This window comes from Streptomyces sp. NPDC059852 (assembly GCF_042731455.1).
Classification (GTDB): domain Bacteria; phylum Actinomycetota; class Actinomycetes; order Streptomycetales; family Streptomycetaceae; genus Streptomyces.
Genome location: NZ_JBHWJK010000003.1, coordinates 394,094 through 408,977 on the forward strand (window position 1 = coordinate 394,094; position 14,884 = coordinate 408,977).

Genomic DNA, 14,884 nt, shown 5'->3' on the forward strand with positions numbered 1-14,884 from the left:
ACCATGCCCAGCGTGCTCGACATCGGCTACGCCCTCTCCAACCGCTTCCCCGACCCGCCGCAGACGGACTACCGCCGCGCGGACGTCCGCGCCCTGCGCCACGACCTGTTCTGCGGTGACGTCTACCTCGCCGACACCGAGGCGGACCGGGAGCTGTCCACAGCCTGGGGATGGGTGCCCGTCCTCGACTTCGCGTGGGCGCTGTGCGACATCGTCGAGCGGCTGGACCGGGACCCGGCCGGCTCCCGCGCCTCCCGCCCCCAGCACGCCGAGCTGGACTTCACCGAGTCCACGGACCGGATGCTCTTCGAGCGGCGGTTCGGCTGGGTGGACATCGAGGCGGACTGGATGCCGGCGGAGGAGCCGCCGCTGACCTTCTCGCACTCGGCGCTGCGCCGCGAGGCCCGGGACTTCCTGCACGACCTGCTCGCCGACCTGATCGACCTGCACGAGGACCTGGGCGAGAACCCGGCGATCTGGACGCTCCAGGCCCGCTTCCCCCGGCTGTCGTGAGACGCGGGCCGCGCGCCCGTCACCCCTCCACGCGCAGGCCCAGTTGCGCGGCCAGCGCCGGCGCCAGGTCGAGCAGCTGACCCGTGCTGATCACGGCCCCGGACAGCCGGTCCAGGCCCGCCGCGATGTCCAGCTCGGCCGCCCCGCGCAGATCCACGTCGGTCAGGGTCGCCCCGGTGAGATCGGCCCCGCGCAGCGCGCAGTCCACGAACTCCACCCGCTCCAGACGGGCGCCCCCGAAGTCCGGCTCGACCAGGACGCAGCCCTCGAAGACGACGTCCCTGAGCTTCGCCTTGCGCAGATTCAGGTAGTCGATCTTGCCGCCCCTGACCACCACCCGCTCCAGCACGGAGCCGTGCGCCTGCGCCCCGCCGAGCCGGGCGTCCAGCACCTCGACGTCCCGCAGCGTCGCCTCGGCGAGGTCCGTGCCCACGCCGCGCGGCGCGGAGAGCACCGAGTCCAGGATGCGGGCGTACCGCAGCCGCGTCCCGTCCAGCACACAGCCCCGCAGCGCGCAGTCCATGAACCTCGCGCCCCCGCCGTCCTGCTCGGAGAGGTCCGCCTCCGGGAACTCCAGCCCGTCGTAGTCGCCGTCCGGCTCCAGCCCGCCGCCCCCGTACGGCTCCAGCGGCGGCAGCCGCAGCTCCGGCCGCCGCGCGCCCGGCACACCCCCGCGCCCCGGACCGCCCGCCGCTCCCGCGCCCCTCGCTCTTCTCGCCATGCGCACCATGCTGCACCCCGCCTCTGACAACGCCCGTCACCCGCGGCGATCCCCGCGGTGTCCGCCGATGTCACGTCCGGGCCGCCCGGGCCGTCGTACCGGCAGAAGGCCCACGGGCGCACCCAGAGCGAGGGAGACCCCCAGCCATGCACCGCATCACCGTCATCGGCGGCGGCTTCGCCGGGCTCACCGCGGCCATCACCGCCGCGGAGGCGGGCGCCGAGGTCACCGTGCACGAGGCCCACCACACCCTCGGCGGCCGGGCCCGCACCGCGGAGGGGCCGTACCGCACGAACGAGGGACCGCACGCCCTGTACAAGGGCGGCCCGCACTGGGCGTGGCTCGCCCAGCGGGACCTGATCGGCCCGCTCGCGCCGATCCCGCCGCTGGAGGCGGCCCGGTTCCGGCTGCGGTACCGGGGCACGCTGCGCCGCACCCCGCCCCTCGCACTGCTGAAACTGCTGCGGCCGGGCGTGCCGCAGGCGCCCGTCGACCTGGACTTCCGGACCTGGGCGACCGGCGTCGCGGGCGAGGAGGCGGCGCGGGTGGCCGCGCACTACGCGGCGGTCGCGCTGTTCCACCACGATCCCGGCGCCCTGTCCGCCGCGTTCGTGCAGGAGCGGCTGCGCCGGGCCACCCGGCTGCCCCCGGAGGCGCACTACCCGCGGGGCGGCTGGGCGGCCGTGATCGACCGGATGGCGGCGCGGGCGTGGAACCTCGGGGTGCGTGTGGAGACGCTGTCCCGGATCGACACCCTGCCGACGGACACCCCGGTGGTCGTCGCGACCTCGCTGGCCGCCGCCCGGCGTCTGCTGCGGGACGACTCGCTGACCTGGCCCGGCGGCCGGACGGCCCTGATCGACCTGGCGGTCCGCCGCCGGCGCGGCGACGCCTTCGTCGTCTCCGATCTGGACGCGCCGGGCTGGTTGGAGCGGTTCACCGCCCAGGACCCGTCCCTCGCGCCGGCCGGTGAGCAGCTGATCCAGGGTCAGATCCCGCTCGCCCCGGACGAGTCGCGCGCGGACGGCGCCGCCCGCGCGGAGCGGCTTCTCGACCTGGGCTTCCCCGGCTGGCGCGAGCGGGTCACCTGGCGGCGTGACGCCGTGGCGAGCGGCCGGACCGGTGCCGTGGACCCGCCCGGTGCCGGCTGGCGGGACCGGCCGGCCGTGGACCGCGGCGACGGCGTCTATCTGGCGGGCGATCAGGTCGCCGCGCCGGGCGTGCTGTCCGAGGTGTCCTTCACGAGCGCGCTCACGGCGGTGTCCCTGGCCCTCGGTCGGCACGCCCTTGACCTCAAGCGAGCTTGAGGTCGGAGCATCGTCGCAGTGATCCCGCCCGCCCGGGCGGGACGCCCGACCGACCCGCCACAGCGATGGGGGACCCACGATGCACGCCATCCGCCTGCACAGCTTCGGCCCGGCCGAGAACCTCACCTACGAGGAGGTGGACGACCCGCGCCCGGCGCCCGGCCAGGTCCGGATCGCCGTCCGGGCCGCCGGCGTCCACCTCCTCGACACGGCCCTGCGCGAGGGCTTCCAGGGCCCGGCGCCCCAGCCGACGCCGCTGCCCACGATCCCGGGCCGCGAGGTCGCCGGTGTGGTGGAGTCGCTGGGCGAGGGCGTCGCCGCGCTCTGGCTCGGCAAGCGGGTCGTCGCCCACCTCGGCTTCGCGCCCGGCGGTTACGCCGAACTCGCCGTCACCGACGTCGAGCGGGTCCACGAGGTCCCTCAGAACCTGGACTTCGCGCAGGCCGTCGCCATGATCGGCACGGGCCGTACGGCTCTGGGGATCGTCCAGTTCGCCGCGTTCGGGCCGGACACGGTGGCCGTGGTCCCGGCCGCGGCCGGCGGCATCGGCACCCTCCTCGTGCAGTACGCGAAGAGCGCCGGGGCCGTCGTCGTCGGTCTGGCCGGCGGACCGGAGAAGACCGCGCGGGTCCGGGACAACGGCGCCGACCTCGCCGTCGACTACACGGACCCCGGCTGGCCGGAGAAGGTGCGCGCCTTCCTCGGCGGACGGCCCGCCACCCTCGTCCTCGACGGCGTCGGCGGCGACGTGGCCCGCGCGAGCGTGGACCTGCTCGGTCCCGGCGGCCGCCACCTGGTGTTCGGCTGGTCCGGCGAGGGCCTGCGCGGCGGCCCCCACCTGGTGGAGGGCGTGTCCGAGCAGGTCCTGGGCCCCGCGATGCTGCGCCGGGCCGGCGGCCCCGACCCGATGCGGACCCTGGAGCTGCGCGCCCTCACCGAGGCCGCCGCGGGCCGTCTCGTCCCGGCCGTGCAGCGGTTCCCGCTCGCCGCGGCGGCGGCCGCCCACCGCGCCCTGGAGACCCGCGCGACCACCGGGAAGGTGGTGCTGGAACCATGACCGCTCCCCGTCCGCGCAGGGCCACCGCCCCGGATGCGATCCCTCCCGAACCATGGTCTTCTGGCCAGATGACAGTCACCCGAACGGGTGAAACAGCCCGGGAAGCAGACCCCCGTCGCTGGTGGGGTCTGGTGGTCATCGCGCTCGCGCAGCTCATGGTGGTCCTCGACGCGACCATCGTGAACATCGCGCTCCCCTCCGCCCAGGAGGACCTCGGCATCTCCGACGGCAACCGGCAGTGGGTCATCACGGCGTACACGCTGGCCTTTGGAGGGCTTCTGCTGCTCGGAGGGCGCATAGCCGACCTCGCGGGCCGAAAACGCACGTTCGTCATCGGCCTGATCGGCTTCGCGGCCGCGTCCGCGCTGGGCGGCGCCGCCACCTCCTCCGGGATGCTGTTCGGCGCCCGCGCCCTCCAGGGCGCCTTCGCCGCCGTACTCGCCCCGTCCGCCCTGTCGTTGCTGACCACGACCTTCACCGACCCCAAGGAGCGCGGGAAGGCGTTCGGCATCTACGGCGCCCTGGCCGGCAGCGGCAGCGCCATCGGGTTCATCGTCGGCGGCGTGCTCACCGAGTACCTGGACTGGCGCTGGTGCCTGTACGTCAATGTGCCGATCGCCGTGATCGCCGTGATCGGCGCCTTCGCGCTGCTCCACGACAGCCCCGTCCACGAGGGCGCCCGGCTCGACGTGCCCGGCGTGATCCTCGGCTGCGGCGGACTGGTCGCGATCGTCTACGGCTTCGCCGAGGCCGAGCCGCGCGGCTGGACCGACCCGCTCGTGCTGGCCCTGTTCGCGGCGGGCGTCGTCCTGCTCGTGGCGTTCGTCGCCTGGCAGACCCGCGCCCCGGTCCCGCTGCTGCCGCTGCACATCGTCAGGGACCGCAACCGGGCCGGCTGCTTCCTGACCATGGCCCTGGCCGTCATCGGCCTGTTCGGCCTGTTCCTCTTCATGACCTACTACCTGCAGGTCATCCTCGGCTACAGCCCGGTGATGACCGGGCTCGCCTTCCTGCCGCTGACGGCCGCCATCATCGTCGGCTCCACGCAGATCGCCGCCCGCCTCCTGGACCATGTGGCGCCCCGCCTGCTGATGGCCCCGGGCGCCCTGCTGGCCGCGATCGGCATGGTGCTGCTGACGCAGCTCACCGTCGACTCCTCGTACGCGCCCCACGTCCTGCCCGCCCTGATCCTCATGGGGCTCGGCATGGGCCTGGTCTTCATGCCGGTGTTCGCCACGGCGACGGCGGGCGTGGCACCGCAGGACTCCGGGGTGACGTCGGCGACGATCAACACCTCGCAGCAGGTGGGCGGTTCGATCGGCACGGCCCTGCTGAACACCATCGCCACCACCAGCGCGACCGCCTACATCACGGCCCACCTGACGGACCCGGCCCGCCGCCGCCTGGTCACCCAGCAGGGCATCGTGCACGGCTACACGGTCGCCATCTGGTGGGCCGCCGCCATCATGCTCCTGGCCGGCATCGTCGCCGCCGTGATGGTGACGGCCAAGCCGCCGGGCCGTGAGGCCCCGCGCCCGGCCCGCCAGGAGGAACCGGCGACCTGAGCGGTCAGTGCCGCCCCGCCACCCGGTCCGCCAGCCGTGCCAGCCGGGACGACTCGGCGCCGCTCGTGCCCCGCTCCCGGCGGTCGGCCGCGCGGTAGGCGGCGTACAGGCCGTGGACGCCCAGCCAGCGCAGCGGCTCCGGCTCCCACTTGCGCACCTTGTGCCCGGCCCAGGGCAGTTCGGTGAGGTCGGTCCTGCCGCCCTGCCCCGAGTCCTGCTGGACGAGGTCGCGCAGGGTGCGGGCCGCCAGGTTCGCGGTGGCCACGCCGGAGCCGACGTACCCGCCGGCCCAGCCGAGGCCGGTCGACCGGTCCAGCGTCACCGTCGCGCACCAGTCGCGCGGCACAGCGAGCACCCCCGACCAGGCGTGGGCGATCCGCACCCCGGCCAGCGACGGGAAGAACCCGACGAGCACGTCCCGCAGCGCCTCGACGGTCTCCGGCCGGGTGCGCCCGTCGTCGTCCGTCCGCGACCCGAAGCGGTACGGCACCCCCCGCCCGCCCAGCGCGATCCGCCCGTCGGCCGTGCGCTGCGCGTACATGTAGGCGTGCGCCATGTCCCCGAGCGTCTCGCGCCCCTCCCAGCCCACCGACGCCCACTGCTCGCCGGTCAGCGGCTCGGTGGCGATCATCGAGGAGTTCATGGGCAGCCAGGTCCGCCGCTGGCCCTTCAGACTCGCCGTGAACCCCTCGGTGCAGCGCAGCACATAGGGCGCGCGCACCGTGCCGTACGGGGTGACGGCGTGCTTCGGCCGGATCTCGGTGACCGGCGTCAGCTCGTGGATGGTCACGCCCAGCGCCTCGACGGCCCCCGCGAGCGCCTTGACCAGCTTCACGGGGTGCACACGCGCGCCGTGCGGCGTCCACGTCGAGCCGACCGCGTCGGCCACCCGGATCCGCTCGGCCGTCTCCCGGGCGCCGTACAGCTCCCGGTCCTTCTCGCCGTACGACAGCTCGTGCTCGTGGAACGCCTTCAGCCGCGCCCACTGCGCGGGCGTGCGGGCGACCTCCAGGACACCGCCCTGGTGGATGCCCGCGTCGAAGCCCTCCTCCGCGGCCACCCGGACGACCTCGTCGACGGTGTCGTTCATGGCCCGCTGGAGCCGTACGGCCGCCTCGTGCCCGTGCAGCCTCGCGTACCGGTCGCGGCCCGCGACGCCGTTGTACAGCCAGCCGCCGTTGCGCCCGGACGCGCCGTACCCGCAGAAGCGCTGCTCCAGGACGGTGATCCGCAGGAAGGGGACCGCCTTCTTCAGGTAGTACGCGGTCCACAGACCCGTGTAGCCGCCGCCCACGATCACCACGTCCGCCGAGGCGTCCCCGGCCAGCGGCTCACGCACCGCGGGCAGGCCGTCGTCGGCGTACCAGAAGGAGATGCCGCCGTTCACCGCGCCACTGGCCGATCTGCTCATGCGAGGACGGTAATGCGCGGGAGCCGATTCCGGGAGCCCGATAGGGTCCCGGAATGATCGAGGTCCCCGCGGAGCTCGCCGCGTCGCAGCAGGAGTACAACGGGGAGGCGGGCCGCGCCTTCGTCGCCGCCCTCCCCCGGCTCACGGCCGATTTCCTCGACCGCTGGGAGCTGACCGCCGACGGACGGCCGATGCACGGGGTCGCCGCGCTGGTCGTCCCGGTGACCCGGCGGGACGGCACCCCCGCCGCGCTGAAGCTGCAGCTCCTCGACCACGAGACGGAGGGCGAACCGATCGCCCTGCGCCACTGGGACGGCGACGGCGCGGTCCGCCTCCTCGACCACGACCCGGCCACCGGGACGATGCTCCTCGAACGCCTCGATCCCACCCGCTCCCTCGCCCAGCTGGACGCCCATGAGTCGGTGCTGGTCATCGCCCGGCTGCTGGCCCATCTCACGTCGTTCACCGCTCCCCCGGGCGTGCGCCGCCTCGGCGACATCGCGCACGGCATGCTGGAGCGCACCCGGCGCGCCCTGGAGCGGGGCACGGATCCGCGGGCCCGCCGCCTGCTCGCCGACTGCGCCGCCGCCGTACGGGAGGTCGCCGACGAGCCCGGCGACCGCCTGCTCCACTGGGACCTGCACGAGGAGAACGTCCTCGCCTCCGCCCGCGCCCCCTGGCTGGCGATCGACCCCAAGCCGCTCGCCGGCGACCCCGGCTTCGAGCTGTGGCCCGCCCTGGACAACCGCTTCGACGCCGACGACGTCGTGTGGCGTTTCGACGCCATGACCGACGTCCTCGGCCTGGACCGGTCCCGCGCGCGGGCCTGGACGTACGGCCGCCTGCTGCAGAACTGCCTGTGGGACCTGGAGGACGGCCGCCCGCTCGACGAGCACCTGTTCGAGATCGCCGCGCGGCTGCGCCCCGCCGGCGGTTAGCCTCCGACCATGATTCGCACCGCCACCCCCGCCGACGTCCCCGCCCTGCACACCCTGATCCGTGAGCTCGCCGCCTACGAGAAGGTCCCGCACGAGGCCAGGGCGACACCGGAGCAGCTGCACGAAGCCCTGTTCGGCGAGCGCCCCGCCGTGTACGCGCACATCGCGGCCGACGACGACACCGGCGAGACCGTCGGCTGCGCGTTGTGGTTCCTGAACTTCTCCACCTGGCGCGGGGTGCACGGCATCTACCTGGAGGACCTGTACGTCCGCCCCGCCGCCCGGGGCGCCGGGCACGGCAAGGCGCTGCTCACCGAGCTGGCCCGGCTGTGCGTGGAGCGCGGCTACCAGCGCCTGGAGTGGTCGGTCCTCGACTGGAACGCCCCGTCGATCGCCTTCTACGAGTCCCTGGGCGCCCGCCCGCAGGACGGCTGGACGGTGTACCGGCTGACGGACGACGCGCTGGCCGCGCTGGGCGGCGGCGCCGGGCGGTCCTGACTCATCGCGCCCGCACCCCCCGCGCCGGACGCGCGGCCGGTGCCTCGCGCCCCGCGACCGCCGCCAGCTCCCGGGCCACCGCGCCGCCGAGCAGGTCGGCCTCTCCGTCCCGCAGATGGCTGACGACGGTGAGGGTGTAGGTGTCCGCGCAGTGCACCAGGCACAGGTTCGCGGTGCCCGGCGTCGCGAGCTGCGGCAGGGGCACGACCCGGGACAGTGCGTTCCCGTGCAGGCGGCTCGGGTTGTCCCGCCACTTGAAGGCCGTGCACAGGCTGGTGGTCAGCTCGGGACGGGCGAGGCGCCGGGCCATCACCTCGGCCAGCCACGGCATGGCCCGCGCGGTGGCGAGCAGCGGCGGCAGGATCGCCCGGTGCGCGTCGCAGCGGTGGTCGAACGTGGCGACCTCCTCCTGGCAGGCGCGCAGCCGCGCCACCGGCGACTCCAGGTCCACGGGCAGCGGGATGCGCAGCGCGGTGACGCCGTTGCCGAGGCGCTGCGCGTCGTGCCGGCCCCGCAGGTCGACGGGGACGGTGCCGAAGAACGGGGCGGGTCCTGCGGGCCAGGCGCGCAGCGGGCCGTACCGGGCGCGCAGGGCGCCGGCGAAACTGCTGAGCAGCAGTTCGTTGAGGGTGGCGCCCCGGCCGGCCTCGGGCTGGCGGCGGGCCGCGCGCATCACGGGCGCGTCGAGCCGCACCACGGCCACCGAGGGCGCGTACCGCTCCGCCGGGGAGGCGGGCAGGGCGCGGCCCCGGGCGCCGATGACGCGCAGCTCCCGGCCGACGGTGGCGGGGCGGACGGGCCGCCGGCGGGGCGGGGCGCCCGGCGCGGGCGGGCGGGGCGGCGCCGCGTCGTCCATCAGCAGCCGGAACAGCGTCTCCAGGGACCGCCCGTCGAGCAGGGCGTGGTGGGCGAGCAGGACGACGGCGCGCTCACCGCGTCCGGTGGCCCGCTCCGTCACCAGCAGCCGCCACAGCGGCCGGTCCTCGGGCAGCGGCCTGCTCACCGCGTCGGTCAGCAGCGTGTGCAGGTCCCGGTCGTCGGAGGCGATGTGCGCGGCGGGGTCGAACGGCCGGGCCGCCCAACGGTGACCGGAGAACGCGGCCGGTCCGGCAGGCGGGCGCAGGGCGAGGCTCATCCGCTCCAGGCCGCCCCATCGCTCGCGGACCCGGGCCCGCAGCCACGCCAGGTCGATGGGCGGCCCGTCGGCGGGGAACAGCCCCGCGATCCCGATGGTCCCGGGCATCCCGTTGCGCAGGTGCCCTTCCTCGATGGCCGTCAGCCTCATGCCCCGCCGCCTCCCTTCCGCGATTCCCCCTGTCATTGCCGCCGCCGGTGCTCACAGGTGGGGCGAGTCGAGGACGACACAGGCGTTGTGGCCCCCGAAGGCGAAGCTGTTGCTGATCACCGGGCCGTCCGGGATCTTGCGCGGTTCACCGACGACGACGTCCAGTTCGCAGCGCGGGTCCAGCCGGGTCAGATGGGCCGTGGGCGGTGCGATCCCCTCGCGCACGGACAGCGCCGTGACCACGGCCTCCAGCGCGCCGGCCAGCCCCAGCCCGTGCCCGGTCACCGCCTTCGGCGCGGTCACCGGCACCCGCCGCGGCCCGAACAGGCCGCTGATGGCCCGCGCCTCCGCCAGGTCGTTCAACTCGGTCCCGGTGCCGTGCGCGTTGACATGGGTGACGGCGTCGGCGGTGGTCCCGGCGTCGGCCAGCGCCTGCTCCATGCAGGCCCGCGCGCCCGCCCCGTCCGGATGGGGCGCGGTGAGGTGGTAGGCGTCGGAGGTGCGCCCGTACCCGGTGAGCGTGGCGTACACGCGCGCGCCGCGCGCCCTGGCCAGGTCGAGCCGCTCCAGCACCAGGAACGCGGCGCCCTCGGCGAGCACGAAGCCCTGCCGTCCGGCGTCGAACGGCCGTGACGCGCGGGCCGGTTCGGCGCAGGAGGTGACCATCGCGCCGGCCCGCCCGAAGGCCAGCGCGGTCGTCGGCGTCAGGGGGCTGTCGTGCCCTCCGGCCACCACGACGTCCGCGCAGCCCGACCGGATCATCTGCAGCGCCTCACCCACGGCGTGCGTACCGGAGGAACAGGCGGTGGACACCGTGAGGCTGGGCCCGGTGACATCGAGCTTGGCGGTGATCCAGTACGCGCCCGCGTTGTTCATCAGCCGGGGCGCGTAGAGCACGTCGGGCTGCCCGATGCCGTTCTCCTGGCTGATCACCCCGCCGTAGCCGGTGCCGGTGACCACCGCGCGCCGCTCGGAGGGCACATGCAGCCCACCGGCGTCCGTCACGGCGTCCAGGGCCGCGCACACCGCCAGCTGCACCGAACGGTCCGTGCGCCGCACCTCCTTGGGCGCGAGGTACCCGGTCGCGTCGAAGCCGCTCATCGCCGACGCGGGATGCACGACGGTGCCCTCGGCGTCGAAGGAGTGCAGCGAGATCGCCGAACGGCCGTGCAGCAGCCTGTCCCACAGCTCGTCGGGGGTCGAGCCGGCCTCGCAGCGGACCCCGAGGCCGGTGACGGCGACGGCGGGGCGGCCGGTCATCGGCCCACGGGGCTGTGGAGGCCGGGGGCCCCGGCGCGCAGCCGCACGATCAGGTCGGCGACATCACCCACGGTGGACACCCCGCTCTTGTCGGTGCCCCGCAGGGACACCCCGAACATCTCCTCGGACGCCACCTCGAGTTCGGTGATGTCCAGGCTGTCGGCGCCGAGATCGGCGACCAGCCGGGCGTGCGGCACCACCGCCTCCGCCGGCACCGACATCACCCGCGCGCACAGCGGGCGCAGCGCTTCCCATACGTCGCCGTGTTCCGCTTCCATCCAACTGCCTCCCTCTTGTGGTGCCGTGGTGCCGTCAGGGCACTGACGGCGTCGTCGTCCGAGCCCAGGCCCCGAACTCCGTGACGACCGCGTCGGCGAGCCGTCCGGCGTCGTCCGGGCGCAGATGGGACACGACGGTGAGTGTGAACGCGTCCCCCACCTGGGCCAGGGCGAAGCTGGCGGTGCCCGGTCGCTGCAGGGGCGGGAGCCCCACCGTGCGCACGAGGCGGCGCCCTTCGAACGTGCCGGCCGCGCCGGGCCACTTCAGGGCCGTGGTGGCGGTCGCGGCGAAACAGGTGTGCCGGCCCCGGCCGGTGAGAAGCCGGGTCACCCAGGGGCCCGTGCGGCGAACCGCTTCTGCAGCGGGGAAGAGCACGCCGGCGTGGACGGCCGCCCGGTCGGGGACCGTGGCCAGCGCGGCCTGACAGGCCCGCAGCCGGGCCACGGGGCCGTCCACGTCGACGGGCAACGGCACCCGGACGACCGTGACGGTGTTGCCGAGTTCCGTGGTGTTGGTCCGGGTGCGCAGATCGCAGGGCACCGCCGTGTACACGGGTTCGTCCCGTGCGCGCCAGTCCCGGACGGGGCCGTAGCGGGCGCGCAGCGCCCCGGCGACGGCGGCCACCAGCAGTTCGTTGAGCGTGGCGCCCCGGCCGTCGGCGGGCTGGCGGCGGGCCGACAGCACGGTCTCGGCGGCCAGTTCACGCACCGCGACCGACGCGCGGGCCTCACCCGGCGGCCGCAGCGGCACGGACTGCCCGACGGCCGTCATCGTCCTGAGCTCCCGGCCCGCCGCGCGCAGCCCGGGCCGGACCGGCGCCGGCCGGGCCGCGCCGCGCGCCACGGCCGGCTCGTCCACCAGGGCCCTCATCAGCGTCGCGAGGGACCGCCCGTCGAGCAGGGTGTGCTGGGCGACCAGAGCCAGCGCGAAGTCCCCGCCGTACGCGGCGCCGGGGACGACGTACAGCCGCCAGGGCGGGAGGCCGCCGGGCAGCGGCCGGTCCACGCTCGTGTCCCACAGCTCGTCCAACCCGGCCGGGGCGAGGGCGACATGGGCGGCGGGGTCGAAGGGTCCCGGTACGGTCCAGCGCGCGCCGCCCGCGGGGCGGTCCAGCACCTGGTGCATCCGCTCCAGGCCGGACCACCGCTCGGCGACGCGGGCGCGCACCCGGTCCAGGGCGGGCCGCTCGCCGGAGAAGACGGCGGCCAGGCCGATGACTCCGGGGCAGCCGTTGATCAGCAGCATCTCGTCGGCGTAGGACAGTCGGGTGCGGGGGATCTTCAGCAAGGTCGACCTGCCCAAGGGACCACTCCTCGCCGTCCGTTCCGTCGGGCCTCGTGAGCCGACGCGACCAACCATACACGTAGAGTCACACACGTTCACACAGCGTTGCCGGGGCGGCAGTCCAACGCCCGCCCCGTGACGGAGCGGGCGTGAACCGGGCGCTTCCCGCGGCTACTTGAGGGCGGCGCTGTTGCAGCCCATGTCCGAGCCGAGGTGGCTGGGCTGGGCACCCGGGGAGCCCTCGCCGTTGAGGGCGTTGGCCAGCGCGCCGTTCAGGGCGCCGAGGTTGCCGAGGACGTCGATGTTCATGTCGTGCGAGCGGCACTCGATGCCCTGCGTGATGTCCACGTCGTGGGCCCTGCCCTCACCGTGGGCCAGGGCGGTGCCGGCGCCGAACGAGCCGACGCTGCCGAGGACGGCGCCCACGAGGGCCACCTTGTGGAGCTTGCGCATGTTCTCTCCGTTGGTCTTGCGATTGCGGGGGTGTGCGGCGGATCGGTGCGGTGATCAGCCGAGGCGGGGCAGACCCAGCTGGCCCACCGGGGGAGCCGCGACCTGGCCGAGGCCGAGGCCGGGCACCTGCGGCGCGCTGGCCGGTGAGATCAGCGGGTTGATCAGCGGGTTCACCTCAGGGTTGACCTGCGGGTTCACCTGCGGCGCGACACGCGGCGCCGGCTCCGGGCTGAAGACCTGCGGAGCGGACACGTGCGGGGCGACCTGCGGCATGACCTGCGGGGCGGCCTGCGGCGTCACCTGGGGTACGACCTGGGGCGCCGCCTGCTGCGGGGCGAAGGCCTGGGGGGCCGCGGCGGGGGTCGCGGCCTGCGCGAAGCCACCCGAGGTGGCGGCGGCGCTGGCGTAGCCGGCCGGCTCCTGCGGGGCGGCGACCGGGGCGGGCGCCGGGGCGGCGTACTGCGGGGCCGGCTGCGGACGGCTGACGGCCGCGGCGCCCTCGGAACGGGACGTCGCCGCCGCGGCCACCGGTGCGCTCTGCTGCGGCGCCTGGTACTGCGGGGCGGGGGCCGGGGCGTACTGCGGCGCCTGGTACTGAGGAGCCGGAGCCGGGGCCGCGTACTGCGGCGGCGCCTGGTACTGCGGAGCGGGCGCGGGAGCCGCGTACTGCGGCGGCGCCTGGTACGCGGGGGCGGGAGCCGGTGCCGCGTACTGCGGCGCCGGGTATCCGGGAGCGGGAGCCGGGGCGGCACCGCTGTACCCGACGGGATAGTCGGCGGCCTCGCTCACGCCGGCACCGATGGCGGTGAGACCGCCTGCCGCCGCTACGACGAGCGCGGCCTTGTGAAGCTTGCGCATGGAAACCCTCGGCCCTTCATTACCTGTGCAGGGAAATCCGTATTGATTCAGTGGGATGTCGCGTGCGCTCAGTCTGATATTCGTACTGCGCCCTTACAGGGGTAATGCCTGAGCTGTCATGTGGACTTCACGCCTTCCTGCTGGGGAACGACAGGAGGGCAGTCAGGTCACGGCGCGCCGAATTCCGTCACTCAAATGCCACCGGTCGTATCAAAATATTCCGCGGCAAACGGGTGACCGCGTATTCCGGGACGTGACCGCACAAGCCGCCGTGTCGTTCCCCGCACAGGGTCGGAGCGATGTGGTCCATCGCCGTCGCATTTCCGTAGTCCATGCACAGGTCAATGAAGGGCCGAGTTCCATGCGCAAGCTTCACCAGGTCGCGCTCGTCGTAGCAGCAGCCAGTGGTCTGTCGGCGATCGGCGCGGGCCCCAGCCTCGCCGGGGAGACGCCCGCCGGTTACGGCGGCGGCGCCCCCGCCGCGCCGCAGCAGGACGCCCAGGCCGCTTCGTGGACCAACTCCCAGGCCAGCGCGCAGTCCTCCAACCTGCCGACCGCGCAGCGCCAGGCGCCCGCCCCGTCCGCGGCCCCGCAGCAGGGCGCCGAGGTCAGCCCGCAGGTCAGCCCCCAACTGAGCCCGAAGATCAGCCCGCAGGTCAACCCGCAGCCCGCGGCCGCCGCGCCGTCCGGCCCGATCCAGCAGGCCAACCTCTTCCGCCCGTACCAGGAGTGCAGCCCGCAGAGCCTGCTCAACGCGGCCGTCCCGGTCGCGGTGCTCGCCGCCGCCGAGACCCGGGGCATCGACTGCGACCAGGCCAACAGCCAGGCCAACTCCCTCGCGCACGCGCACGCCACGCGCTGACCACGGCTTCACAGGTGCTTCCGGGTGCTTCCGGGGCGACATCGATCAAGTCGGCGTGCCGCTCCGGACATATCGGATAGTTCCTATTAATCTCCGGTAACTGTACGAAGTCGATCTCTCGCGGATCGCACCCCACCTCACTCCACCGGAGATGACATGCACAAGCTTCGCAAGGCCGCCGTCGTGGTCGCGGCCCTCGGCACCGTCGGGTTCCTGGGCGCCGGCACGGCCACCGCGCACGGCGACGAGGGCCACGGCAAGAGCGGCGGCGACAAGTACAGCGTCCTGCAGAGCTCCAACTGCAAGTCGCACGACCTGAACCTGGACGTCCTCGGCGAGGTCGGCATCCTCAACGGCCTGCTGGGCAGCGCGCTCAACGGCGAGGGCAGCCCCGGCGCCCAGGACACCCACCTCGGCTCGACGATGGGCTGCAGCAACAGCGCCTTCTGAGCCACCCGGGGCCGCACCGCCGGCCCGAGCGGCACCAAGTCCCGGGGGGGGGCGCCCCCCGGCCCGGCGCCGCCCCGAGGGTGGCCACCCAGACCGGGGCGCGCGGGCCCTACACGAAACCAAGCACCCCCCCCCGCACACAT

Annotated in this window: 16 protein-coding genes; 8 read left to right on the forward strand and 8 right to left on the reverse strand. The window is 74.7% G+C overall.

Annotated elements, in window-relative coordinates:
• Nucleotides 1-12 precede the first annotated feature (12 nt).
• Entirely contained in the window at nt 13-513 is a 501-nt protein-coding gene (locus ACFV46_RS06145) for a hypothetical protein (RefSeq protein ID WP_376727292.1), read from the forward strand.
• 19 nt (nt 514-532) lie between these two features.
• Here the strand turns inward: ACFV46_RS06145 and ACFV46_RS06150 are convergent, their stop codons facing one another.
• Nucleotides 533-1,234, reverse strand: coding sequence for a pentapeptide repeat-containing protein (locus ACFV46_RS06150; RefSeq protein WP_385497157.1), 702 nt, complete (start codon nt 1,232-1,234; stop codon nt 533-535).
• Nucleotides 1,235-1,380: 146 nt separating this feature from the next.
• Here ACFV46_RS06150 and ACFV46_RS06155 point away from each other — a divergent pair, with 146 nt between their 5' ends.
• The 3 genes from ACFV46_RS06155 (at nt 1,381) to ACFV46_RS06165 (ending at nt 5,163) form a co-directional block, all read left to right on the forward strand.
• On the forward strand, nt 1,381-2,541 hold the full coding sequence (locus ACFV46_RS06155) for an NAD(P)-binding protein (RefSeq protein WP_385497159.1): 1,161 nt from the start codon (nt 1,381-1,383) through the stop codon (nt 2,539-2,541).
• Nucleotides 2,542-2,620: 79 nt separating this feature from the next.
• Nucleotides 2,621-3,598 carry a zinc-binding dehydrogenase gene (locus tag ACFV46_RS06160; protein WP_385497160.1) on the forward strand — a complete coding sequence of 326 codons (978 nt, stop codon included), beginning with the start codon at nt 2,621-2,623 and terminating at the stop codon, nt 3,596-3,598.
• 68 nt (nt 3,599-3,666) lie between these two features.
• Nucleotides 3,667-5,163 carry an MFS transporter gene (locus ACFV46_RS06165; RefSeq protein WP_361922736.1) on the forward strand — a complete coding sequence of 499 codons (1,497 nt, stop codon included), beginning with the start codon at nt 3,667-3,669 and terminating at the stop codon, nt 5,161-5,163.
• Between the two features lie 4 nt (nt 5,164-5,167).
• Here ACFV46_RS06165 and ACFV46_RS06170 read toward each other — a convergent pair whose 3' ends face one another.
• Nucleotides 5,168-6,574, reverse strand: a complete 1,407-nt coding sequence (locus tag ACFV46_RS06170) for an NAD(P)/FAD-dependent oxidoreductase (protein ID WP_385497161.1) — start codon at nt 6,572-6,574, stop codon at nt 5,168-5,170.
• A gap of 53 nt (nt 6,575-6,627) precedes the next feature.
• On the opposite strand from ACFV46_RS06170, the gene ACFV46_RS06175 reads away from it, so the two are divergent.
• Complete coding sequence (locus ACFV46_RS06175) at nt 6,628-7,512, forward strand: aminoglycoside phosphotransferase family protein (protein WP_385497162.1); 885 nt, start codon at nt 6,628-6,630, stop codon at nt 7,510-7,512.
• A 9-nt stretch (nt 7,513-7,521) separates the two neighbouring features.
• Complete coding sequence (locus ACFV46_RS06180; protein ID WP_361922728.1) at nt 7,522-8,010, forward strand: GNAT family N-acetyltransferase; 489 nt, start codon at nt 7,522-7,524, stop codon at nt 8,008-8,010.
• Between the two features lies 1 nt (nt 8,011).
• On the opposite strand, the gene ACFV46_RS06185 is transcribed toward ACFV46_RS06180, so the two are convergent.
• From ACFV46_RS06185 to ACFV46_RS06210, 6 genes are all read right to left on the reverse strand, one after another.
• Nucleotides 8,012-9,295, reverse strand: coding sequence for a wax ester/triacylglycerol synthase domain-containing protein (locus tag ACFV46_RS06185; RefSeq protein WP_385497163.1), 1,284 nt, complete (start codon nt 9,293-9,295; stop codon nt 8,012-8,014).
• Nucleotides 9,296-9,346: 51 nt separating this feature from the next.
• A complete protein-coding gene (locus ACFV46_RS06190; protein ID WP_385497164.1) occupies nt 9,347-10,555 on the reverse strand; it encodes a beta-ketoacyl-[acyl-carrier-protein] synthase family protein in 1,209 nt (402 codons plus the stop codon).
• Nucleotides 10,552-10,833: an acyl carrier protein gene (locus ACFV46_RS06195; protein ID WP_385497166.1), complete on the reverse strand. Its 282-nt coding sequence runs from the start codon at nt 10,831-10,833 to the stop codon at nt 10,552-10,554. Before ACFV46_RS06195 ends, ACFV46_RS06190 begins: the two co-directional genes overlap by 4 nt.
• 34 nt (nt 10,834-10,867) lie before the next feature.
• Complete coding sequence (locus ACFV46_RS06200; RefSeq protein ID WP_385497167.1) at nt 10,868-12,136, reverse strand: wax ester/triacylglycerol synthase domain-containing protein; 1,269 nt, start codon at nt 12,134-12,136, stop codon at nt 10,868-10,870.
• Between the two features lie 153 nt (nt 12,137-12,289).
• Nucleotides 12,290-12,571 (reverse strand): hypothetical protein, encoded by a 282-nt coding sequence (locus tag ACFV46_RS06205; protein ID WP_062669066.1) that lies wholly within the window; start codon nt 12,569-12,571, stop codon nt 12,290-12,292.
• 54 nt (nt 12,572-12,625) lie between these two features.
• Nucleotides 12,626-13,429, reverse strand: a complete 804-nt coding sequence (locus ACFV46_RS06210) for a hypothetical protein (RefSeq protein ID WP_385497168.1) — start codon at nt 13,427-13,429, stop codon at nt 12,626-12,628.
• A 361-nt stretch (nt 13,430-13,790) separates the two neighbouring features.
• On the opposite strand from ACFV46_RS06210, the gene ACFV46_RS06215 reads away from it, so the two are divergent.
• Complete coding sequence (locus ACFV46_RS06215) at nt 13,791-14,291, forward strand: hypothetical protein (protein ID WP_385497170.1); 501 nt, start codon at nt 13,791-13,793, stop codon at nt 14,289-14,291.
• A 156-nt stretch (nt 14,292-14,447) separates the two neighbouring features.
• Complete coding sequence (locus tag ACFV46_RS06220; protein WP_055625143.1) at nt 14,448-14,741, forward strand: hypothetical protein; 294 nt, start codon at nt 14,448-14,450, stop codon at nt 14,739-14,741.
• Nucleotides 14,742-14,884: the final 143 nt, after the last annotated feature.